Raw genomic sequence first — 22208 nt, forward strand, 5'->3', positions numbered from 1 at the left:
TACGGCGCGGCGGCAGCAGCGCCGCGAGCTCTGCCGCGCGGGCATCCGCCGCGCGGTCAAGGGCAGCCAGCGCGGCTAGCGCGCGCGCCTGCCGCTGCAGGGCTTCTTCGCGGCGCGACAGATCGGCGCACCGCTCTTCCAGCAGCAGCGGCAGCTTCGCCAGCAGCTCATCGCCAAGAGACAGGGCAGCCCGGCGGAACTGGGCTTTAATTTCAGCCGCAAGCGTGCGGGTGAAATTAAGCAACGCCTCGCCCGAGGCCCCGGTTCCCGGCTTCACAGCAGCCGCCAGCCACTCCTGGCTCACCGCCGGAAAACTTTGCTTGAGCAGATTCTCGGCCCCCTCCTCCCATACTCCAAGGCCTTCGGCCCATTCCCGGATCAACTGAAGAATATGCCATTCCAGTTGGGCGGTGATTTCCCGCGTTTGCAGTCCGTGCCAGGCTTTTAGCCGTTCTGCTTGCACCTTCTCCCGTTTCGCAGCCGTGAACAGCAGGCCCTGCCGGAAGCCGGGAGCCATGCTTTCAGCATAAGCACCTGCAGCTTCCCTTACATCGGCAGGCATCAGGTTGCTGTTGCCCAGCAGTGCATCGAGTGCGTTGCGCAGCGTTAGAATTGACTGATCAGGCAGCTCTGCAAGCTCCTTACGCTCTTCGTCACAAACCTGGAGCGCTCTTTCCACGGTGTACTTATCCACACCGCCCGATGTTTCCAGCAGTGCTTCGCGCTCCTCCTGCTGCTGCTCGCGGTATTCTGTCACTACCGCATCGGCCACATGATGTACCGAGCGGGACAAGCTGTAGCCAAGCAGCTCCTCCCGATGATCCAGCAGCTGGCGAATCAGCATAAGCAGACCGTCCCATTGATTTAGCGGATGCTCCATGTCCTTAAGTGAAGTGAACAAAATACCAGCGGATTGAATTCCCCATTCATGGAAAGCGCTTTCCAATTGCTGCCGATAGGCTTCAATGGCAATTTCCTGTTCACGGTGCTTGTCAATCTGATTGATAATTAGATACAGCGGTTTGCCCCAATCACTGAGGTTTTTGGCAAAAGCCAGGTTATTTTCCGACTGTACATGATTGTAATCCATCACATAAAACACCACATCGGCCAAGTGCAGTGCGGAGCGCGTCGCGGCTTGATGCCCGTCATCCGTGGAATCAACCCCCGGAGTGTCCATCAGAACACCATGTGCTCCAAGCAAAGGCACATCCTCCCAGACTTCAATCGCAGAATAATCACCGCCCTTGCGGCAATATTCCTGCAATTTCTCCGGTGTGGTCTCCCATGCGGAATTTGTCTCATTCTGTCCTTCCACCTTGGGATAGAGCCGTACGCGTGGTGCTCCGCTGCGGATAGACACGACATTGGCACTGGTCGGAACGGGCCCGGAAGGCAGTACATTGCTGCCGCATAACCTGTTAATCATACTCGACTTCCCTGCCGAAAAATGTCCGCAAAAGGTGAGTGTCAGCTCACGTGCACACTCTTTACTCTCCAAATCGGAGAGTACCCGCTGCGTTTCCGTCTCCCCCCACCGTTCCATCAGTGCTCCCAGCAGAGTAAGCGGCGAATCCGTCACATTCTCTGTTTTAATCTTGATTTGTTCTGCTGCCACTATATCCACCTCCGCTGCATCCTAGAAAAAATCGACTTTGTTTGAAGTCTATGTACGTACCCTTCATAAAGCGATATCTAAAATAAATATATCTTAACGTAAAAATAAATGGCATAACTAGAATAATTACATTTTATCACCAGTTTGCCACAAATCAAATATTCACGAATTACAAAATCCCCTATAAACCTTTACAAAATTCAGTTGACTAAAAATTTTGCATCCCTGACTTGACAATGCAATATTATGGAATTATTATATCCATATCAGATATATCACTAATGGATATATCCATAACAGATATACCTGTTATTTTAGAAAATGGAGGTGCGCCAATGTCCAGAGCTAATTCACTGCAGACCGAACAGTTGACTGATTCGGCTTACTACATCCTGCTTGCCTTACTCACTCCGAAACACGGCTATGCAATCATGAAATATATTGAAGAACTGACGAACGGGGAAGTCAAAATCGGGCCTGCAACACTTTACACCCTAATCAAGAAAATGCAGAAATCAGGCTATATCCTATTGAATGAGGACGACGATGACCGGCGGAAGACTTATCAGATTACTCAAAGTGGGGAGCTTATTATTACAGCTGAGGTCGAACGGAGACTTAGAATGGTTGCACACGGGAACACCGCAATACAAACTGCGAAGGAGGAATCATCTCATGAAGAAGGATAAACAAACACGTTATGTGATAACGAAAGGTCTGGCATTTGTCGAGGAAGAGGATATGAACAAATTAAGCGCACTGTCAGAAAAAGGCTGGTTTCTGGATCATTTCTCTTTATTTGGTTACGTAATCCGCAGGGGTGAGCCGCATAAGCAGATTTATTGTCTGGATATACGTGAATTGCCGAAGGAAGAGGAAGCAGAGTACCATAATATTTTTGCAGACAGCGGCTGGACTTATGTATGCTCCGCCGGAGACTTCCATATCTTCTCGGCAGAACCGGGAACTGTTCCCATCCATACTGACCGAGCGACTATATATGACAAATATACCAAGGTTGCCCGGATCAGCAAAACATCAGCTTTCATAACACTGTTGCTGACCTTAGGAAGTATTGCTTTAAGGTCCCTGTCTACAAAGGTATGGAACAGTTCACTTCTGGAGTACTCATCTCTCGTAGTCTTAGTGTTGTGCGTCATGGCATTCGTACCTTCCACCATGGTCTATATTGCATACTCCTTGCGTTTAAGGAAGTTCTCATCTTAAGCTCATTCCATAAAGATGTCCCCACGTTTTCAAAAACGTATGACGAACAAAGAGCCGGCCCCAAGGCCGGCTCTTTGTGTGTAAATCCTATTACGCTGTTTCCAGTACCGGAAGCAGAATTTCGAATACTTTACCGTGCTGAAGAATGGTCAGACCACGGGATTTGTCTCTCATAACAACCACTTCAGGCTTCTGGGACATCCGCTCCAGGTAATGCTCAGGCACATCGCCGGAATGGCTGATCGTGATGCCTTCTACTTCCTGCTCTTCATTTTCTTCCAACGGACTTTCCACTACACGGTCAAAAATATCGGAAAAAGCTTCAAAATTATTGGTATATACAGAAATGCATTTCATCTCTATCCCATCCTCTTCTTCATCTCTAACTTTTTACTTGCCTTTAAAACATCATTATCTTTCCTGATTACAGCTGTTTTCATACGTTTCTTGCCCTCACGGCATACATCCAAGAGCGGGCATACCTGACAACTTGGATTCTGGGCTTTGCAGTGATAGCGGCCAAAAAAGATCAGCCGATGATGTGTAAGTGTCCATTCCTCACGCGGCACCGCCTTCATCAGCTTCTTCTCCACTTCCAGTACGGAATCCTTCCAGCCCGCAAGTGCGAGCCGCTTGGATACCCGTTCCACATGGGTATCCACAGCAATCGCAGGTACGCCAAAAGCGTTGGACACAACGACATTCGCAGTCTTGCGGCCGACCCCCGGCAATGTTACCAGCAAGTCATGAGCCTGTGGCACTTCTCCGCCATATTGCTCTATAAGAATAGAACAAAGGCTTTGAATATGCTTAGCCTTATTGCGATACAAGCCGATACGCCGGATATCCCTCTCCAATTCCTCCAGCGGCACGGAAATATAGTCAAGAGGGGTTTTGTACTTTTGGAACAGGTCCTCGGTCACTTTGTTCACTGTTGCGTCCGTACATTGGGCTGACAGCAGCACCGCAATGGTTAGCTCAAAAGCGTTGCTGTGATTCAGCTCGCAATGCGCATCAGGAAACATGTCTCGAATCGTATCCAGAATGTGGCGGACCTCTGCAACTTTCACCGGCGTCCCCTCCACGGAGTATTTACACTCAACAAACCAGACGAGCGTATCTTCTCTGATGTAATGAAATATAAACAAGTATAACCGCTTATATTTCAAAAAAAACGTCTTGATCCAGACAATCTCCTGGATCAAGACGGTGTTTCTCACGGAAAATCACCATTGCCACTATTGTTTCACGACTTCAACTAAGACATCGTTTTTGAAATACAATATAATATTATCATTTTCTTTGAGAGATTGCACGGATAAAGTCGTGTCACCCTGGTGAATATATACACTCGAAGTGATCGCGAACTGATAATTCGTATCGCTCAGAGAAGAGCGTTTGGTTACGATCTGGTTATTTAGGCTGTCGTAACGCGAAACCGAGCGGGTAAGCTGCTTCAGTACAGTGACGATCACTGATCCGTCAGCATCTTTACGGACATCTACCCGGTCAGCTGTAGTCAGACTGCCAAGACCTGTCGTAGTGACACCGTCACGGATAATTTTTACGCCACCGCTGACTGCAATCGTCTGGGAGGTGCCTGCATAATCCTTAAGCACGAACGAACCTGCAGCTGCATCTACTGACGACACAACACCAGTATTCTGCTTGATGTACTGAAGTGATACTGGAGTGCTGCCGCTTACGGTCAGATTCACATAATCACCGACCTTCAAGTCGCCAATTTTCAGGGTTTGCCCTGCTTCATTGGTCATCGCTAAAGTCAAAGTATTCAGTTCAAGCGTTCCTCCGGACCATTTCACACCCAGCTTATTCATTGGTGCATTAAGGGTAGTGATTTCAACCTGTACTGATGAGTTCACTTTAAGCACTGAGATGACATCCTGATTGCTCGTAAGCACTGCGGTTACCGAAGAGTTAAGAGGTATTTCTGTGATGGCAGAAGATGTACGTCCGAGAATATCTATTACCTGTGGATAACCCAGAGTAAGAGTTTGCCCTCCTGCGAGCTTCAGAACAATCGTTCTGGTTGTTGTATTAATCTCGGACAGGGTTCCTGTATATTTGGTGCTGGTTTCTACCGAAAGGGCCCGCTGGCCGACAGCTTTTACATCCACCCTGCGCCCTTCGTAGAGATATATCCCCATAGTAGTCAATGATGTGGTAATGCCCTCGTCAAAAGCAAGTTTTGTCTTGTCATCAATCTGTACCAGATGTGCTTTGCTTTTGCCGTCCATAACTGTCAGCAGCTTTGTCTTGCTATTAAAAGCAATTACTGTCGCACCGATAAATTCATCCAGCTGGCGGTTCAGCACTTCAATCTTCGTTACCTGATCAGAGCTGTTGAGGGTAATCTGAACATTGTCTCCACTGGTCGCATCGGCAAGCAGATCACCGATTACCGGGTTAGTAATGTTAGGTATCACAATTGTCGGCGCCGGTGATGTAGCCAGCAGCTTCACTTCGCGCGCACCGTCAGACTTTTTATAAATAATGCTTGAGCTTGTAAGCTCATAAATCGAACCCTCTACCGTTCGCTCCGTGCCCGAAGTCACTTCCACCGAACGGATGACATTGCTATTTATCGTATATTTCACAGCGGCTCCGGTCTTCAAGTCGGCTGGCAGCAGAACTGCGTTTTGCGAACTGAACAGTGTAACCCCGTCTTCCCACTTGAACGTTTCCGCAATTCCGGAAGCATTTTTGAACGTGATGCTTTTTGCTGCCTGATCCACACTTTGAATTGTCCCTGTAGTCGTTTTGTTCACAACACCCGAGGTCACCTGAACCTTTACCAGCTTATTAGTTCCTGTGAAAGTTTCACGCAGCAAGGTAACTTTACTGTTTGCGGTAATTGCTCCGGAACTAATCGTGCTTCCATTTACATCTACAAAAGAAGTATCTGTATCATAGCTGTACTGGTCATATCCCGTAGCAGAATCAAGCCAAATCGTACTTGGAGTGATCTTGGCAAAGTTCCCTTCGACACTTACCACCTGCTGGGCAGGATCTGTCACCTCAACATAAGCTGCATTATAAGTTGCACCAATAACGGTTACTTTGGTATACGGCTGAACATCATTCAGACTGATTCTTGTGTCTACCGTACTAGTGTAGTATGCAGTTACGGGAGTCAAATTGAAGACAGACGGTGAACCGTTGCTGTAAACGGTCATTTTCCCGTCCTTCAAGGCACTGATGCTCCCTTTGACTGTGTTGTCATACCCTATAGTGTTAAATGCTTCTGCGCGGCTGAAGAAAGTTGCCACTTGTGCACGGGTTACCGCTCCTTGTGGATCAAAGCGGTTGCCGTCAAGACCATTGGCCAGTCCCAATTCCACGGCAGTGTTCACGTAACCCCGCTTATTCGCCGAAACCTTGGCATCATCAGCGAAGCTAGTCGGCTTGCCTGATACTGCGGCCGCTTCGGAGTTTTTGCCAAGAGCACGGACCAGCAATTCAGCAATCCATTCACGTGAAGCCTTGCGGTCACCCCAGGATGTCTTTAGATTATCCGCCGACATTTCAACCGTCTTGTCCAGAAGGCCCTGCTGGAAAGCCAGCACAACAAACGGCTTAAAATAATTGGACACCTGGAAATTAGTCGGAAGCACCACGTCAGTGCCGGTATTTACTTTGTCCTCAAGCTTCATGAAGCGAAGTGCGATCAGCACAGCTTCCTGCTGGGTAACAGAGTCCCCCGCACGGAATAATCCGTTATTTCCGACAACAAGACCTTGCGCTGCCAGTTTATAGATATGTTTTTCTGCCCAGAAGCCTGTTTTTACATCGCTGAACAATCCTGGTGCAGCTGCAGGCGGCGTAGCTGTAGGTGCAGGCGTAGCTGTTGCTGTAGGCGTTGCCGTAGCTTTTGGCGTAGCTGTAGGTGCAGTTGTAGCTGCAGGCGTAGCTGTTGCTGTAGGCGTTGCCGTAGCTTTTGGTGTAGCTGTTGCTGCAGGCGTTGCCGTAGCTTTTGGTGTAGCTGTTGCTGCAGGCGTTGCCGTAGCTTTTGGTGTAGCTGTTGCTGCAGGCGTTGCCGTAGCTTTTGGTGTAGCTGTTGCTGCAGGCGTTGCCGTAGCTTTTGGTGTAGCTGTTGCTGCAGGCGTTGCCGTAGCTTTTGGTGTAGCTGTTGCTGCAGGCGTTGCCGTAGCTTTTGGTGTAGCTGTTGCTGCAGGCGTTGCCGTAGCTTTTGGTGTAGCTGTTGCTGCAGGCGTTGCCGTAGCTTTTGGTGTAGCTGTTGCTGCAGGCGTTGCCGTAGCTTTTGGTGTAGCTGTTGCTGCAGGCGTTGCCGTAGCTTTTGGTGTAGCTGTTGCTGCAGGCGTTGCCGTAGCTTTTGGTGTAGCTGTTGCTGCAGGCGTTGCCGTAGCTTTTGGTGTAGCTGTTGCTGCAGGCGTTGCCGTAGCTTTTGGTGTAGCTGTTGCTGCAGGCGTTGCCGTAGCTTTTGGTGTAGCTGTTGCTGCAGGCGTTGCCGTAGCTTTTGGTGTAGCTGTTGCTGCAGGCGTTGCCGTAGCTTTTGGTGTAGCTGTTGCTGCAGGCGTTGCCGTAGCTTTTGGTGTAGCTGTTGCTGCAGGCGTTGCCGTAGCTTTTGGTGTAGCTGTTGCTGCAGGCGTTGCCGTAGCTTTTGGTGTAGCTGTTGCTGCAGGCGTTGCCGTAGCTTTTGGTGTAGCTGTTGCTGCAGGCGTTGCCGTAGCTTTTGGTGTAGCTGTTGCTGCAGGCGTTGCCGTAACTTTAGGGGCAGCAGTAGCTGCAGGCGTTGCCGTAGCTTTTGGTGTAGCTGTTGCTGCAGGCGCAGCAGTAGCTTTAGGGGCAGCAGTAGCTGCGCTCTCAGCGAATGCAGCCCCCGCACTGCCAAGCACCATAGCGCCGGCCAGAACAGCAGATGCCGCTTTGGTGGAATAAGCTTTAATAGAGTGATTGGATCTTTTATGACCGGACAATAGGTTATTCCCCTCTCTATGCTTCATGTAAATGGTATATTAGTAATTCGGCAAACATTCCCAAAATTCCTGTACTACGTTTATAATGCGCTGTTCTCCCGGGTAATTGGATGTTCTAAATCCACATGCCCCATTAAACTTTCCACTTGCTCACCGTCTACCAGAAGCTCAACGCTTTTCACTTCTTCGAACTGGAAGAAGAGTTGAGCCAGCGCACTGATGGCCATGGATTCACCGCCTGCACCCAGTTGAGCCTCAGCCGGTTTATGAATGTCCATCACAATCTGTCCATCTGTAAGTTTAAGTGATTTAAGCTCAATACCGCTCCATAACGGGATCATATCCGCCTTATCGCTGTTTTGAAGCGTTTTGAAGGCTTCAGTATATTTCTCCGTATCGTTTGCGAAGCTAATCTTTGCTGCAGCCTTCACAAGTTCCATCTGCTGCGAATCCGTATAGTACGTGGAAATGCTCTGGCTTTGTTTGTCAACTTCAACGGGCTTATCTGTTGCAACAGGAGCATCGGTGCTAACCGGCTCGGCAGTGGCGGGTGTATTGAGCCCTCCTGCATTGCTGTTGTTACTATTGCTGTTGCTGTCTCCATTTCCGTTATTTCCTTCGGCTCCGCTAACGACTGCAGAAGAATTTTGTCCCGCTTCATCAGCCGGTGCTGCAGCCGGCTTGTCTCCGCAGCCTGATATCACTAGTAGAAGAAGTGCTGCAACCCCTGCATATGTCAGTTTTTTGTTCATCAACATTTACCCCCTCTAGATGAATACGGGCAGACAGAACTGCAAAGCCTCTTTCGCCTTCAAATCAGGCCGAAAGCTGGCTTTGCAGCTCTCATCTGCCGCTAAGTCTGCTGTTACATTCCCAGATATTCCTTGATACCACTTACCATTGATGCTGCCACATTGTTCTGCAATGTTTCCGAGAACAACAGCGATTCATCGCCTTTATTGCTTAAGTAACCTACTTCAAGTAGTACGGCAGGCATTGTCGTCTCACGAATGACGTGGAAATTGCCATACCTCACACCACGGTCGCTAAGCCCGGTCGCCTTGACAAGATACTTATGCATCACTTTTGCCAGTGCCTTGCTCGCTTCCCGCTGATAATATGTTTCTGTTCCACTTGCAGCCGATGAACCACTGCTGTTCGCATGGACGGAAATAAACAGATCGGCCTTAAGCTTATTGGCCATACCCGCACGGTCTTTTAATTCCAGGAACGTATCATCGCTGCGAGTAAGAACTACATCGATTTTATTCTCCTGTTTCAGCAGTTCTGCTGCTTTAAGAACAACGGCCAAATTAAAATTCTTCTCATATTTACCGGTAACCCCTACAGCTCCGGAATCCTTGGCGCCATGGCCGGCATCCAGTACCACCAGCTTCCGGCCGTTATTGCCGGGCTGTGTCGTCGTATCTTCTGTGCTTTGCGCATTCAGATCAACCACAACCAGCTTGGAGGAATCACCTGATACTTCAAGACTATAGTTCTTGGAAGTGTTCAAATCAATTACAAAGCGGACGGTATAAGGGCTTGTACTGTACAAAGAATAACGTACACCTGATACATCCGGGTAATCCGTTACAGCAAGTTTGCCATTCAGGTTGGGGTCAAGTTCTTGTCCACTTCCGAACACATCCGAGAACGTGGCATTTGGCAGATCGACAACAATCCGGTCCGGCCCTGTCATCTTCGTTATATTCGGCGCGGAGCTGCCATCCATTGCAATGGTCAGACGGTTCTGGCTGAAGCTGATGCCATTCACCATTGTCAGGCCGCTTGTCGACTCTGCCGGAGGAACAACGACGGTTGATCCACCGTCACCAGAACTTCCCTCTGAACCGGTGTTATTACCACCAGTTTCCGGGGTAATAATGTTTACAGTCTTCTGGGCGTTATCCCAGGTGACAGTAAGGCCAAACTGCTCGCTGACAAACCGGATCGGTACGAGTGTAGTACCTGCGCGCGCTACTGGCGCCGCCGTGAGAATCACGGTTTTGTCATCAACGGAAGCCGCCGTTTGATCCACGATCAGTTTGATCGTTTTGCCCTGCTGTTCAATTGTAACCGTCTTGCTCTTCTGATCCCAATCCACCTTATAGCCAAGGTTTTCGGCGATCATTCTTAGCGGCACCATAACTGAGTTCTTTACATTTTCGACCGGCGCATCCTGCCCTGCTGTCAGCTCCTGGCCATCCAGATAGATCTTATTCCCGGCAGCAGCATGTCCATGCTCCGGCAATACCAGTACAAAGAGCAGCAGCAACAGCGTAAAAGCAAATTTCTTCATTCTTCACCTCTAAGAATCTAGTATTCCGCCAGAGAACGGCGTTCATGATGATCTCGCCATTGACAACCCTCGACATTGATTAGACGCTGGTATCCGCTAAAAGTTGCGAATAAATCCCATTAAAAAGCTAGTAATTCCGCGCCCTATTAACAAGATTCTATATCTATAATCCCAAATATTCCTTAATTCCGGCTACGATTTCCCTAGCCAGCCTGTCTTGAAGCTGGCCATCATACATGCCCGCCTCATTCCCCTGATTGGTAAGATAACCTACCTCCAGCAGCACTGCCGGCATTGTAGTTTCTCTTGTAACATGCAGACTTTTGCTCCTGATCCCGTTGTCCTTGAAGCCTGTTCCCGCGACCAGATGCTTGTGGAGGACCTGGGCGAGCGGCAGACTTTCAGTACGGGAATAGTAGGTCTCACTGCCATTGATCTTTTCCCTGTTGGGATATTTGAGGTCCAGCGAGTTTCCATGCACTGAAATAAACAGGTTCGCTTGATTTGCTTCAGCAATTACGACCCGGTCCTGCAGACCGAGTGTACTGTCATCTGTGCGGGTAAACACTACGTCGACCAGACCTTCCTGCAGAAGCAGTGCCCCAACCTTATTCACAACTGAGAGATTGAAGTTTTTCTCCAGCTTCCCTGTCAGGCTTACGGCTCCAGATTGTTTACCGCCGTGTCCTGCGTCGAGAACGACAACCGGCTTGCCTGTGATTCCCGGTCCTACGGTAGTACTGCCTCCATTATCCACTACATTTAAATCAATTGTAACCAGCCCGGTGCTGTCGTCAGTACTTACCTGATATGGCTGTGTTCCGATCGTTTGAATAACGAACCTTACGGTAGAGGGATTGGAACTGAACAGCGCATAACGGACTTCCGAAATCAATGGGTAACCGGTAACATCCAGCTTACCTTGCGGACTGCCGTTAGGGGCTGTGCCAGGCAGACTGCCAACGAAATCCGCCGCGAACGAGGTATTCGGGAAATCAACCACAATCCGGTCAGGGCCACTCATCTTGGTAACAGTAGGCTTGGCTCCACCCGTGGCGGAAACGATCAAACGATTTTCGCTGAACACCGCCCCCATGATCTGAGGCGACGTAACTATCGTACCGCCGCTGCCGGGGATCGGCGTTGGTGTTGGGCCTGCGGTTCCTGTCACGATCTCTCCCTCTGATCCAGTTTCATTCGGGACAGGGGTTGGACTTGGACTCAAAACAGGCGCCGGTGTTGAACTGGCGGACGGCGCTGGTGTTGCTGAAATGTCCGTACCGCTTGTAGAACCGCCGCTTAAATAGACAGTTTTGTCGCTGTTGTCCCAGCCCACGATAAGCCCAAATTGCTCACTTACAAATCGGATAGGCACTAGTACAGTTCCATTATTCTGCTTGGGTGCCGCATTTAGAGCTAGTGTAGCTCCATCGGCTTCAGCCGTTTTGCTTCCTACGGCCAGCAGTACGCTTCTGCCATCCTGTTGAACGGTTACTTTACGCGACTTCGGCTCCCAGTCGACTTTGAACCCCAGATTCTCCACAACTACCCGAATAGGAATCATAACGCTTCCATCGACGTATTCAATTTTGGCGCCTTTGGGCATTGTCAGCTCCTGATTATCCATAATAATCTTGCCTGTCCCGCTTCCGGCGGCGGCAGCTTCATGGCCGGCGAATGATAGCAGTAACAGTGGCAGCAGCAGCAAAAATAACACCCGTTGTCCGGCTCTTCTCATCCTTTCTTTTCCTCTCCTTCTGGTAAATGATAGATACATAGATAAGATTAAGACGACAGAAATCTCCAAAAGTTGCCTTCTGCGGCAATGAATATATCGATTATAGCAAAAAAACTTCTATTTCCGACACCCGGAAATAGAAGTTTTGTGTAAAATTTGTAAAGATTACGTATTCTTCAGGAATAAAACTCCGTTTTCCCTGTGACCGAACATGCTCTTTACATCGCTTACGAAAACAGCTTTGCCGCGTGGCGCTCCTCGTAGGCGGCGATTTCATCCGCATGCTGAAGTGTCAGCCCGATATCATCGAGCCCCTGCAGCAGGAACTGGCGGCGGTGCTCATCCAGCTCAAAGCTGATCAATAGTCCGTATTCATCGTTAAGCGTGTTGTTCTCAAGGTCAACCGTCAGGTTGTAGCCTTCATGGGCTGCCGTACGGCTGAACAGCTCATCGACCTGCGATTCCGACAGCTTGATCGGAAGAATCCCGTTCTTGAAGCAGTTGTTATAAAAAATATCTGCATAAGAAGGGGCAATTACTACTTTGAAGCCATAGTCCATGATCGCCCACGGCGCATGCTCCCGGGAGGAGCCGCAGCCGAAGTTAGCCCGCGAAATCAATACAGATGCGCCTTTATAGCGCGGTTTGTTCATCTCAAAAGCGGCATTGTCATTACCCGCTTCGTCAAAACGCCATTCGTAAAAAAGAAATTGTCCAAATCCAGTCCGTTCAATCCGTTTCAAAAACTGCTTCGGAATAATAGCATCCGTATCTACATTTACCCGATCAACCGGGGCAACGATTCCTGTTAATTTCTTAAAAGCTTCCATTGTTGTATCCTCCCGCTCTCTCTACGATTTCTATGAATTGACGGCTTCCGTCTTGTAGTTCCAGTCGCGGACGTCGGTGAAACGCCCCTTGATTGCAGCAGCCGCAGCCATTGCCGGGGATACGAGATGCGTACGTCCGCCGCGTCCCTGGCGTCCTTCAAAGTTGCGGTTCGAGGTCGATGCGCAGCGTTGTCCAGGCTGAAGTACATCCGGGTTCATCGCCAGGCACATGCTGCAGCCCGCTTCGCGCCATTCAAAACCTGCTTCCGTAAACACTACATCGAGACCTTCCTTCTCCGCCTGCAGCTTCACGCGTCCGGAGCCCGGTACAACAATTGCCGTAACCTTGTCGGATACCTTGTGTCCTTTGGCTACCTCGGCAGCAGCACGCAAATCCTCAATCCGGCCATTCGTGCAGGAACCGATAAAGACATAATCAATCGGAATTTCCGAAATAGGTGTGCCTGGTGCCAGATCCATATATTCAAGCGCTTTTTCAGCGGCTTTACGTTCATTTTCAGTCGAGAAATCAGCAGGGTTTGGCACACTGGAATTGATGTCTGTGCCCATGCCCGGGCTAGTTCCCCAGGTCACTTGCGGAATCAAAGATTCCACATCAAACTCAACAATAGTGTCATATTCTGCACCTTCATCGCTTACAAGGCCTTTCCAAGTTTCAACGGCAGCATCATAAGCGGCACCCTGAGGGACATATTGGCGATCACGCAGGTAGTTGAAGGTAGTTTCATCAGGAGCGATCAGACCCGCTCTTGCCCCGCCTTCGATCGACATATTGCAGACGGTCATGCGTTCCTCCATCGACAGCTCACGGATGGATTCGCCCGTGTATTCAATAACATAGCCTGTTGCAAAATCAGTGCCGTATTTGGCAATGACACCGAGAATCATATCCTTGGCAGTCACTCCAGGATTACGTTTGCCGATGAAGCGGACTTCCATCGTTTTGGCTTTGGATTGCTGCAAGCACTGGGTAGCCAGAACATGCTCAACTTCACTTGTGCCAATACCAAAGGCCAGTGCGCCGAATGCTCCGTGCGTGGAAGTGTGGCTGTCGCCGCAGACAATGGTTTTGCCGGGATGTGTCAGGCCGATTTCCGGGCCCATAACATGCACGACACCCTGATCGATATCGTTCAGGTCGAACAATCTGACTCCGAAATCACGGCAATTCTGCGACAGTGTGTCAATCTGCTGTTTGGAGATCGGATCTGTAATGTTGTAACGGTCTTTCGTAGGAACGTTATGATCCATGGTAGCAAAAGTAAGGCCGGGACGGCGGACTTGGCGTCCGCTGAGACGGAGACCTTCGAAGGCCTGTGGAGAGGTAACTTCGTGCACCAGATGCAGATCAATATAAATAATGCTAGGCTTACCTTCCTCTTGATGGATTACGTGATTGTCCCAAATTTTCTCAAACATTGTCTTCTTGCTCATGTCTTCACCTCATATAGTAGAATCGTTCAATGGAAGAGAGTGTGGAGTCTCTCTTGAATGATCTAAATATAACATCGCCCCGTTTATAATTCCAAGATATGATTTCTATAGAACTGATAGGCTGCGTCTATAAGCTGTGATGAGGTGAGTTGGTATACCCCTTGTTACATAAGGGTTTACGTAATTCATGTTTATGCTCGTTTGGGGCTGGTTGGGATTAGCCAATAAGGTAGGCGACTGGTATCCCGTATCCGTACCAGGAGCGGTAATGATTTACCGTTATTCGTGGTTTAACAACATCGATGAAGGATACGCCGGGGAGCCTCCGGTGCTGGTGATCGAACGCAAGCCAGAGTTTATGGGGCAGAACAATGGGTAAGGAAAGTTTTCCTGAGCCTAAACCGGAGTATCAGATTTCGAGTCGGTCATGAGCCGCTTCCAGTCGCGCCGGGCTGACAAGATTCAGCAGCTCACAGCCGCACTGCCGGCCTATTAAGCTATCTTTGATATCCTGCAATACAAAGGTAAGGATCTGCGGAGATTGGCGGAATCCACCATTCGGCACAGGTACAGACTTTTTTACAGGAGCACCCGCGCATAGAGTTTGTTTATTTGCCAAAGTACTCGCCCGAACTCAATCTTATTGAAGGATTGTGGAAGTGGCTCAAAATAGACGTTGTCCACAATGTGTTTTACAAGAAGTTTTACCATATTCGCATCAATGTCGCAGCGTTTATGAAGCGTGTCAATTCCGAGCCAATGAACGTTATTAATCGGCTTTACATTCGTCTGTAATTCAAAAATTCAATCTATATAGTGGTAAAAATCTGGAGACCAAGGCGAACGCTATCGCTTTTCCACAATCGTTCCGTCCTCTCCGCTGTTTAAGTGGGAATCGTAGTTACAATCTTTCTAAATATCATAAAAAAGAAACCTTTCTTTGGTAAAATGGAAGTGCAACCAACCATTTTAAATCAAGGAGAGGTTTCTTTAGTACATTCAATAGTTCATAGTCCTAAAATGCTCACCAAACTCATCATTTACACCTATACCCAGCGAACCTATTCGGCTCGTCAAATGGCCAAAGCGGTACGGAAGAACGATCCCTTCATGTGGCTGAGCCGGACGGCAACGTCCAGACTTCCGCACGATCAACCGTTTCCGTTCCTAGTGGATTCCTGCTTCGAGGGATGGAAAAGCGGCTGTCCCATAAATGAGTCAGTCCTTCTTTTCAAGCTTGGATGATTTTACGACCTGCTATTTTTTCGCCATGAGGTTTGCCCCAACAGATCTCGCATGGTGGACATGAATTCTTCTTCCGATGACGACCATCTCAGCTTAGCCATCTCTTCCGCAGCCGTACCAGCAGGATATCGCAGCCGGTCAGTCTCGTCACAAGCGGCATTGTATACCAGAGCGGCAACCTGGTCTTCCTCTGCATCTTCAAAAGGATAGTGGTTTATCATCGAATTCATCATTTGATCAAAATATGACTTGTATTCAACAGGAATGGGCGTATTCAGGGTTGCTGTGTGGCTCGACGTGAAGTTCGTGTTCCGCATGGCTCCCGGTTCTACAAGTTTAATCGAGATATTTTGCGATTCAAGTTCGTAAGAAAGTGATTCCGAGAGTCCTTCGATTGTATGTTTCGTCGCGGTATAAATCGAAAGCAACGGGGATGCTGCATATCCGACCGACGAACAGACATTCACAATGCTTCCGCCACCTTGCTTGCGCAGATGCGGCGTAATGGCTTGAATCACATTCATAACGCCAAATACATTGGTTTCAAATATCTCACGAATTAGCTCCATGGGTGTCGCTTCAAAAATAGAGAGAGTAGTGATCCCGGCATTGTTCACAACAGCGTCTATTTGACCAAATCTGGAGATCCCTGCCGAAATCGCCGCCTCGATGCTCACTGGGCTGGTAACGTCAAGTGCCGTCACCAAGAATTTTTCAGGATTACCCTCTGCGATACGCTCGTCCGGTTTACGCATCGTCGCGATAACATTCCATCCCTCGTCTGCAAACTTTTTGGCTGAAATATAACCTAAACCTGTTGAACAGCCCCGCCAGAAAGTCTGTATCGCTCTCTAAAACTTTCTATGTGTCGTTCACGCTAGACCAATCTAAATTCAAATTCGTCTCTCATATAGTAAGCATCTGCGATCTTCACACTTTCCCGACTTAATTTCCGGACTGGTCCGCCATAACGTTCACTCCCATGAAGACTGATAAATCCTTTAAACGTTTCCGTTGTTACTCATTAAGCGTATATAAGGCCTTCGTAAGTAAACTCATCAAATTTTCTATATCATAAAAGTCTCCAATAAAAAATGCTTTTATCTTATGAACTGGAGATTCAAAAGTTCTTGTCGAAAAATCGTAACATAGAAAAATAACCCAATCGGCGATGGTCTGTTATCCTTAAGTTCTCACACTAAAAGGAAGGACCACTGAATGGGTTACGAACAAATGTGTACCTCATTTCCGAGCGATGTACCATACCTATGCTCAAAACATAAAATGAACTGTTACTTCCCTTACGTTCCTGCTTTTCCAGACAGGCTACGTTCGAGTTTGTAGTTTTCATCATCGGCTTTATGCTATGCTCCGACCATCTGAGTTTGACTTCTGTTATTCGGGATCTCTCCCTGAGTGGCCGTTGCTATGAAACGCTCCTTCACTTCTTTCGTTCTTCAGCCTGGTCTTTGCCCTCCTTGCGGCAGACATGGCTTTAGGTCGTTCGCCGGGCTTCTTAGAGCTGTAGAAGTTTTCACTGTCCAGTTTAAATACAATCCGTAAAAAATAATCTTACATCAACATCCCACCATCAACATTTATAACCTGACCGGTAATATATCTAGACCTATCGGAAACCAGAAACAAGACACAGTCAGCCACATCATCAGGAGTTCCATATGATTTGACTGGAATCCTCGACAACATTTCTTTAGATACTTCATCAGAAAGTGTATGAGTCATATCAGTAGAAATATATCCTGGGGCAATAGCATTTACAGTTATACCCCTCTCAGCCAATTCTTTCGCAGCAGTTTTTGTAAGAGCTATCATACCAGCTTTTGAAGCAGAATAGTTTGCCTGTCCAGCATTCCCCATAAGTCCCACTACACTAGCGATATTTACGATTCTACCCGACTTGTTCTTTAACATACGTTTTGAAACATGTTTGATACAGTTAAATGCTCCTGTCAGGTTTATTCCCAATACTAAATCCCAATCCTCCTTTTTCATCATTAACAATCCAGCATCACGTATTACACCCGCATTATTAACTAAAATATCTATTTTATTAAATGTCTTTATCACGGCTTTAACTACCTCTTTTGTTGATTCCTCACTAGATACATCATGCTTTAATCCTAAAGTCTCAATACTATAAGTCTTTGCTATTTCATTTGCAGTCTGTTTTGCTAACTCTTCATTTGTACCCGTTATAACGACTTTCGCCTTCTCTTCTGCCAATCTTTGTGCCATTGCACGACCGAGTCCACGTGTTCCCCCCGTTATTATCGCTACTTTATCCTTTAAACCTAAATCAGCCATAATTAATCTCCTCCTATTTATTCAGTTATGAACCAGTTGATTAATGTTATTTAAAATGAGAACCAATCCTATAGTGGCCGCTAAAATATAAACCAGTAATAACTGATATGATTATGCCTACAAATAAACTCCAAAAAGCAAAGTTAACGATAGCACTCACATTCTTTATATGAGAATCCACTAATACATCAACACTTACGTTCTCTTTATAATACTTAAGCAACTTATTAATTCTGCTTTGCCTACACCTCAATATTTTAAATACAAACTAAATGTAAATATAACTCATCTGGAACATTATGTATGTGACGATAAGGAAAATTATCCCTAACGCAAAGAAAATACCCCACCAATACAGGCAGGGCACGATACCTCCGTTACAACTCTTTTGTCGTTACTAGAAACAATGTGTAAATACTATTCAGCAGAATATTCATCTACACTGAACGTAAGAATCTTATCGAAGATCACATAATCTTTGCGGCTTGTAAACGGGCCCTTGTTATTGTTGTGCTTATCAATGGCATAAGATGCTGTTCCTGAACCGGCTTGCTTATTTTCGTACCATGCAATGAAGGAATTCACTTCTTGCAATACCATGTAGTTGTTAACATTGATACAACGTTGAAGACCCGTCGAGTTCTATACATACTGCATCATCATAAAAATCATATGTGAAAAGATTCTTTGCAGAAAATGGACTTCTCTCCGAATCACAACTTATATCTGTTTCCGGCGCAATCCACGTTTCTATTTGTCCCCCAGTACATTTTTTAGTCCCATTATCTAATGGGCCGGTGTATATCAATACATTAATTCTAGGTGGTCTTTCTTCCCCTCTATAGATTCCCGATCTCCACCCCTTTGTAGTTACTTTATAGCTTATAGTAACCTGAGTATTTACGGGAATATTATCATCGTCACTAACAATCCTTTTAATTGTAACATTTGTATCCTCAAAGACAGCTAACAGGGTACCATCATTTGATACCCAGTTTACATCTCCAAATACGAATTCTTTTGTTATTAACGATTTTTCAATTATGCATACAGCACTATGCAATTCACCAGTAGTACTTAAAGCTTTTTGAATATAAGACATTGGGTTCATTGCTCCTTTTTTTCTTATCTTAATTTCATTTTATTGTTTCGCCAAAATAAATAAATATTCACGAACACATTTTAGGATAATTCAGGAATCCTATGGCCGCCGTATAAACAGTGGTAACGATATTTTTGATATGATTGAGCATTCCCCCTGCTCCCTTCCTCAACGTAAAACCCCCGGAGAGCGTCCGAGGGCAAAATAAAAGACACGCCTATTGAGACGTGCCTTTGCTGCGCAGTATGGTCCTTATGAATTTTGGAAAATTATTACTTATAGCTTTCATTTGCTAAAATAATAACTTGTTCCTCATTGGAGGACTTCCCTATTTGTTTCGTATTTTCAACCAATCGAAAAATATTNTTGGAAAATTATTACTTATAGCTTTCATTTGCTAAAATAATAACTTGTTCCTCATTGGAGGACTTCCCTATTTGTTTCGTATTTTCAACCAATCGAAAAATATTATCACAACATTGCTTAGCACCCATTACTAATAAAGGAACACCAATAAAATCAATTTTTAATCCTCTTGAGAAGAACCCTCCGATTGACATCGGGATAGGCACCGTGGGTGAAGTATTAGAGAATATTATTTTTTCTTTAAAATGATGTTTACTTTCAAGTAATAAGCTTAAGTCTCTTAATGCTGGGACTACAAGTTTTGATGACTTCCTACCGATTGTATAAACGGAGTCTCCATTTTCATCAATTCCGTGAAAAATAATCTTACCAAAATCATTTTTCGTCAACTTATTGAAAAATTTAACATTCAATATTTCCTCAGTAGTTAATTTTCTCTCAGACTGAGTAATTTGTTTTAAATGATAAGCTGCTGCCAAAGCTGTTGTATGTGTCCCACCATAATCATTATAGATATAAATCATAATATCATCCTTCATATTTTTTCTATTATGATTATATCCATTTTTTTATGATGTAATTCGTTTAATTAATTTTAAACCCTAATTACACAGTATGGTCCTACTTCCCTTCATTATACCCTATTTAATTAAATAGACATTGTTATACTCTTCATATTCAATTTTTTTCATTTGTAAAATTCATTCCTTCTAACTGTGTGTGACATTGCAATTAGTTGATAGGGTTTCACCTTCATTACAATTCATTTTAGTCATAAACCTATCATCGTATGATCTCTGAGGGCAAAATAAAAACGCCTTAAATCGGCGCTGTGCAGGTTTGCTTCTCACTAAGTTGATTCTTTCAACTTTTCTTTTGGTTCCGGTTCTTCTTTAGGTTGTATCGCGGCCAACATTTCACCGACTGCATGATCAACCTTCTGCAAGATCTCAAGTTGTCGCCCTGGATAGAGACTGCATATCCACACGAAATGGAGCTTCGTCGAATTCTGTATGCCCTGCAGCTATACCATGAGTGTTTATTTGGGTAACGTCATTGCCGCTTCCGATTAACATCGAAACAAAGGAACCAAACTGACCATAAACAGTCTCTGCAACCAATCCACGCGCTGTAAGTGCAGCACGGACTGTATTCCATGCATCGGTTGAAATCCCTATGCCTTTAGAGGTAAATCAAACCTGCTCTAAAGGATTTGTTTTTTCTTGTGCTACTATCCCACCTTCAGGTGGATAGATTAGCTCCGTTTTCGAGTTGTTGATGTCGTGGACGGCTTGCCGAGCGAATTCCTCAAAAGCCGCTGTTCGTATCCGTCCACCGCTAAATAGGTTCTCAACGGTATTCTTGCTTTTCTCCAGCTCAGTTTGTATATCTCTTTCGTCACGCAGCATGACGTTAGCTACATACTCAGTTAATTCTATGATCCTGATAGGTTAGGCCTATAAGCTAATGATTTGACCGGACAAGTAAATAGCACATCATGTACTTTCGCAGAGTATTGTAGAATACACCTTCTTCTGGCCAGGTACCCAACCTATATTAAGCAGACTTACTATAGGTTATACTTATAAGCAATCATGTTCATTCAAGGAGCTTACTAATGGAACTAAGACAATTACAGTATGCACTGCAAATCGCGGCGGAACGGAACTTCTCCCGTGCTGCGGATAAACTGCATATCGCCCAGCCCTCGCTCAGCCAGCAGTTGTCCAAGCTGGAGAAAGAGCTTGGGGTCATGCTGTTTCAGCGCAATACTAGCTCGGTAGAGCTTACCCATGCCGGGCACAAGTTTGTGGAACAGGCAGGAGCGATTATCGACGCCGTAGAGCTGCTGCGCCAGGAAATGTCTGATATTTCCCAGCTTCGTACGGGAAGCGTGGTGGTAGGCAGCATGCCGATCACCGGAGCACATTTGCTGCCCCATGTACTCCCAGTGTTCAAGCGGAAATATGCCGATGTGGAAATTACACTGCTTGAGGATTCTTCAATGAATCTTGAGAAACTGACTGCAAGCGGCCAGACTGATCTCAGCCTGCTTTCGCTCCCGCTGGAAATCCCCACTCTTGCTTACGAGGTGCTTGGTGAAGAACGGATTGATCTGGCCGTGCCGCCGGAGCATCCTTTGGCTTCCCGAAGCACAAAGGGTACACGCACCTCTCTCGAAGAATTAAAGGATGAGCCGTTCATCGTGCTTAAAGAAGGCCAGGGGTTCCGCAAAATGACGGTGGAGCTATGCCGCGAAGCCGGATTTGAGCCGCGCATTGTGTTTGAAAGCAACAATATGGAGACGGTTCAATCCCTCGTAGCTACCGGAATGGGCGTTACACTCGTGCCACACTTTATCGCCCGTGCCCCGCGCAGCGAATTTGTGCCCGTCTATCTGCCGCTGGCCGAACCTGTGCCAAGCCGCACCCTGGTGATCGCGTACCGCAGGGGCCGCTATTTGTCCAAAGCCGCAGAAGCCTTCATCGGCACTTTCAAAGCAACCGTTGCCGGTCTCACGGATGAGTAGTACAGAACAAAATGATTATTGTGTCGCCTGTAATTAAAATATGCCCTTTCGGCTCCGGCAAAGGAAACGAAAGGGCATTTTTTGTATTTAAGTATGAATAAGATCCTATCTTCAAGTCAGCTCAATACGAGCCACCCGCTATTTGCGCAAATTATGCTGGGTTATCAAACGGTTCTGATCATCCGTCATACGGGCTGTACTCTCATCGACCGGTCCCTTTGTTCTGGAATCACCGGCTTTTTCCTCTACAAATTCCCGAATGGCCTTATTCTGAAAATTCTCGCGGAGGATAAACATAATATTTGGAACTCCAGCTATTCCCGAAAAATATTAGTTCGTTCTCCCTTTGCAAACCGCACTTTGCCGTGGTATTCTAAATGTCAAATAGTGAAACGTGCAGACGGGACCAGTAAGAAAATGTCTCTATCCGCGAGCAGAGAGTAAATTCCGGCAGGCTGAGAGAATTTACCGCGGTTGTCATTTCTGAATCCTACCCCCGAGCGGCCTGCCCC

The 22208-nt window shown here is 46.7% G+C and carries 20 protein-coding genes and 1 pseudogene; 6 read left to right on the top strand and 15 right to left on the bottom strand.

Annotated features, from left to right (window positions below):
* On the bottom strand, nt 1-1618 hold a 1618-nt coding region (locus ACAN56_RS34450; RefSeq protein WP_379148490.1), incomplete at its 3' end, for a dynamin family protein.
* A gap of 335 nt (nt 1619-1953) precedes the next feature.
* On the opposite strand from ACAN56_RS34450, the gene ACAN56_RS34455 reads away from it, so the two are divergent.
* On the top strand, nt 1954-2307 hold the full coding sequence (locus ACAN56_RS34455; protein ID WP_379148493.1) for a PadR family transcriptional regulator: 354 nt from the start codon (nt 1954-1956) through the stop codon (nt 2305-2307).
* Nucleotides 2294-2845: a DUF2812 domain-containing protein gene (locus ACAN56_RS34460; protein ID WP_052092196.1), complete on the top strand. Its 552-nt coding sequence runs from the start codon at nt 2294-2296 to the stop codon at nt 2843-2845. The genes ACAN56_RS34455 and ACAN56_RS34460 overlap by 14 nt, the downstream gene beginning before the upstream one ends.
* 90 nt (nt 2846-2935) lie before the next feature.
* On the opposite strand, the gene ACAN56_RS34465 is transcribed toward ACAN56_RS34460, so the two are convergent.
* The 8 genes from ACAN56_RS34465 to leuC form a co-directional block, all read right to left on the bottom strand.
* Nucleotides 2936-3202, bottom strand: coding sequence for a hypothetical protein (locus tag ACAN56_RS34465; protein WP_038594340.1), 267 nt, complete (start codon nt 3200-3202; stop codon nt 2936-2938).
* 2 nt (nt 3203-3204) lie between these two features.
* On the bottom strand, nt 3205-3915 hold the full coding sequence (nth, locus tag ACAN56_RS34470; protein ID WP_038600229.1) for an endonuclease III: 711 nt from the start codon (nt 3913-3915) through the stop codon (nt 3205-3207).
* Between the two features lie 168 nt (nt 3916-4083).
* On the bottom strand, nt 4084-7803 hold the full coding sequence (locus tag ACAN56_RS34475; RefSeq protein WP_379148497.1) for an S-layer homology domain-containing protein: 3720 nt from the start codon (nt 7801-7803) through the stop codon (nt 4084-4086).
* An 80-nt stretch (nt 7804-7883) separates the two neighbouring features.
* Nucleotides 7884-8555, bottom strand: coding sequence for a GerMN domain-containing protein (locus tag ACAN56_RS34480; RefSeq protein WP_038594343.1), 672 nt, complete (start codon nt 8553-8555; stop codon nt 7884-7886).
* 113 nt (nt 8556-8668) lie between these two features.
* Nucleotides 8669-10105: an N-acetylmuramoyl-L-alanine amidase family protein gene (locus ACAN56_RS34485; RefSeq protein WP_379148501.1), complete on the bottom strand. Its 1437-nt coding sequence runs from the start codon at nt 10103-10105 to the stop codon at nt 8669-8671.
* A gap of 163 nt (nt 10106-10268) precedes the next feature.
* Complete coding sequence (locus ACAN56_RS34490; RefSeq protein ID WP_379148503.1) at nt 10269-11843, bottom strand: N-acetylmuramoyl-L-alanine amidase family protein; 1575 nt, start codon at nt 11841-11843, stop codon at nt 10269-10271.
* Between the two features lie 227 nt (nt 11844-12070).
* Nucleotides 12071-12673: a 3-isopropylmalate dehydratase small subunit gene (gene leuD / locus ACAN56_RS34495; RefSeq protein ID WP_038594353.1), complete on the bottom strand. Its 603-nt coding sequence runs from the start codon at nt 12671-12673 to the stop codon at nt 12071-12073.
* A 30-nt stretch (nt 12674-12703) separates the two neighbouring features.
* Complete coding sequence (leuC, locus tag ACAN56_RS34500; protein ID WP_038594356.1) at nt 12704-14128, bottom strand: 3-isopropylmalate dehydratase large subunit; 1425 nt, start codon at nt 14126-14128, stop codon at nt 12704-12706.
* Nucleotides 14129-14315: 187 nt separating this feature from the next.
* Here leuC and ACAN56_RS34505 point away from each other — a divergent pair, with 187 nt between their 5' ends.
* Nucleotides 14316-14507, top strand: a complete 192-nt coding sequence (locus tag ACAN56_RS34505) for a hypothetical protein (RefSeq protein WP_038594359.1) — start codon at nt 14316-14318, stop codon at nt 14505-14507.
* A gap of 30 nt (nt 14508-14537) precedes the next feature.
* On the opposite strand, the gene ACAN56_RS34510 is transcribed toward ACAN56_RS34505, so the two are convergent.
* Entirely contained in the window at nt 14538-14747 is a 210-nt protein-coding gene (locus tag ACAN56_RS34510; protein ID WP_156130925.1) for a hypothetical protein, read from the bottom strand.
* Here ACAN56_RS34510 and ACAN56_RS34515 point away from each other — a divergent pair.
* Together ACAN56_RS34515 and ACAN56_RS34520 are read left to right on the top strand one after the other, a co-directional pair.
* The gene (locus tag ACAN56_RS34515) at nt 14726-14923 is read left to right on the top strand and encodes a transposase (RefSeq protein ID WP_231578501.1); all 198 of its coding nucleotides are present in this window, start codon (nt 14726-14728) and stop codon (nt 14921-14923) included. The genes ACAN56_RS34510 and ACAN56_RS34515 overlap by 22 nt on opposite strands.
* Nucleotides 14924-15136: 213 nt before the next feature.
* Nucleotides 15137-15296, top strand: a pseudogene (locus ACAN56_RS34520) (transposase); the annotation flags it as partial.
* A 79-nt stretch (nt 15297-15375) separates the two neighbouring features.
* Here the strand turns inward: ACAN56_RS34520 and ACAN56_RS34525 are convergent.
* The 4 genes from ACAN56_RS34525 to ACAN56_RS34540 all read right to left on the bottom strand — a co-directional run bounded on the left by ACAN56_RS34525 (nt 15376) and on the right by ACAN56_RS34540 (nt 19690).
* Nucleotides 15376-16218: an SDR family oxidoreductase gene (locus ACAN56_RS34525; protein WP_038594362.1), complete on the bottom strand. Its 843-nt coding sequence runs from the start codon at nt 16216-16218 to the stop codon at nt 15376-15378.
* 727 nt (nt 16219-16945) lie between these two features.
* Nucleotides 16946-17698, bottom strand: a complete 753-nt coding sequence (gene fabG / locus ACAN56_RS34530; protein ID WP_038594364.1) for a 3-oxoacyl-[acyl-carrier-protein] reductase — start codon at nt 17696-17698, stop codon at nt 16946-16948.
* 607 nt (nt 17699-18305) lie between these two features.
* Entirely contained in the window at nt 18306-18800 is a 495-nt protein-coding gene (locus ACAN56_RS34535; protein WP_038594369.1) for a hypothetical protein, read from the bottom strand.
* 377 nt (nt 18801-19177) lie between these two features.
* A complete protein-coding gene (locus tag ACAN56_RS34540) occupies nt 19178-19690 on the bottom strand; it encodes a DUF3189 family protein (RefSeq protein ID WP_038594372.1) in 513 nt (170 codons plus the stop codon).
* 1094 nt (nt 19691-20784) lie between these two features.
* Between ACAN56_RS34540 and ACAN56_RS34545 the strand changes: the two genes are divergently transcribed.
* The gene (locus ACAN56_RS34545) at nt 20785-21696 is read left to right on the top strand and encodes a LysR family transcriptional regulator (RefSeq protein ID WP_038594377.1); all 912 of its coding nucleotides are present in this window, start codon (nt 20785-20787) and stop codon (nt 21694-21696) included.
* Between the two features lie 138 nt (nt 21697-21834).
* Here the strand turns inward: ACAN56_RS34545 and ACAN56_RS34550 are convergent, their stop codons facing one another.
* Entirely contained in the window at nt 21835-21993 is a 159-nt protein-coding gene (locus tag ACAN56_RS34550; protein WP_379148510.1) for a hypothetical protein, read from the bottom strand.
* Nucleotides 21994-22208 lie beyond the last annotated feature (215 nt).

This window comes from Paenibacillus paludis, from assembly GCF_042610515.1.
In the GTDB taxonomy this organism is placed as follows: Bacteria; Bacillota; Bacilli; order Paenibacillales; family Paenibacillaceae; genus Paenibacillus_AQ.

Excerpts from the sequence above, each read along its gene's own strand:
- ACAN56_RS34550 (WP_379148510.1), bottom strand. The coding sequence starts at position 21,993 with ATGTTTATCCTCCGCGAGAATTTTCAGAATAAGGCCATTCGGGAATTT.
- ACAN56_RS34490 (WP_379148503.1), bottom strand. The coding sequence starts at position 11,843 with ATGAGAAGAGCCGGACAACGGGTGTTATTTTTGCTGCTGCTGCCACTG.
- ACAN56_RS34535 (WP_038594369.1), bottom strand. The coding sequence starts at position 18,800 with ATGTCTTATATTCAAAAAGCTTTAAGTACTACTGGTGAATTGCATAGT.
- fabG (WP_038594364.1), bottom strand. The coding sequence starts at position 17,698 with ATGGCTGATTTAGGTTTAAAGGATAAAGTAGCGATAATAACGGGGGGA.
- ACAN56_RS34480 (WP_038594343.1), bottom strand. The coding sequence starts at position 8,555 with ATGAACAAAAAACTGACATATGCAGGGGTTGCAGCACTTCTTCTACTA.
- ACAN56_RS34455 (WP_379148493.1), top strand. The coding sequence starts at position 1,954 with ATGTCCAGAGCTAATTCACTGCAGACCGAACAGTTGACTGATTCGGCT.
- ACAN56_RS34545 (WP_038594377.1), top strand. The coding sequence starts at position 20,785 with ATGGAACTAAGACAATTACAGTATGCACTGCAAATCGCGGCGGAACGG.
- ACAN56_RS34540 (WP_038594372.1), bottom strand. The coding sequence starts at position 19,690 with ATGATTTATATCTATAATGATTATGGTGGGACACATACAACAGCTTTG.
- ACAN56_RS34465 (WP_038594340.1), bottom strand. The coding sequence starts at position 3,202 with ATGAAATGCATTTCTGTATATACCAATAATTTTGAAGCTTTTTCCGAT.
- leuD (WP_038594353.1), bottom strand. The coding sequence starts at position 12,673 with ATGGAAGCTTTTAAGAAATTAACAGGAATCGTTGCCCCGGTTGATCGG.
- ACAN56_RS34460 (WP_052092196.1), top strand. The coding sequence starts at position 2,294 with ATGAAGAAGGATAAACAAACACGTTATGTGATAACGAAAGGTCTGGCA.
- ACAN56_RS34505 (WP_038594359.1), top strand. The coding sequence starts at position 14,316 with ATGTTTATGCTCGTTTGGGGCTGGTTGGGATTAGCCAATAAGGTAGGC.
- leuC (WP_038594356.1), bottom strand. The coding sequence starts at position 14,128 with ATGAGCAAGAAGACAATGTTTGAGAAAATTTGGGACAATCACGTAATC.
- ACAN56_RS34485 (WP_379148501.1), bottom strand. The coding sequence starts at position 10,105 with ATGAAGAAATTTGCTTTTACGCTGTTGCTGCTGCTCTTTGTACTGGTA.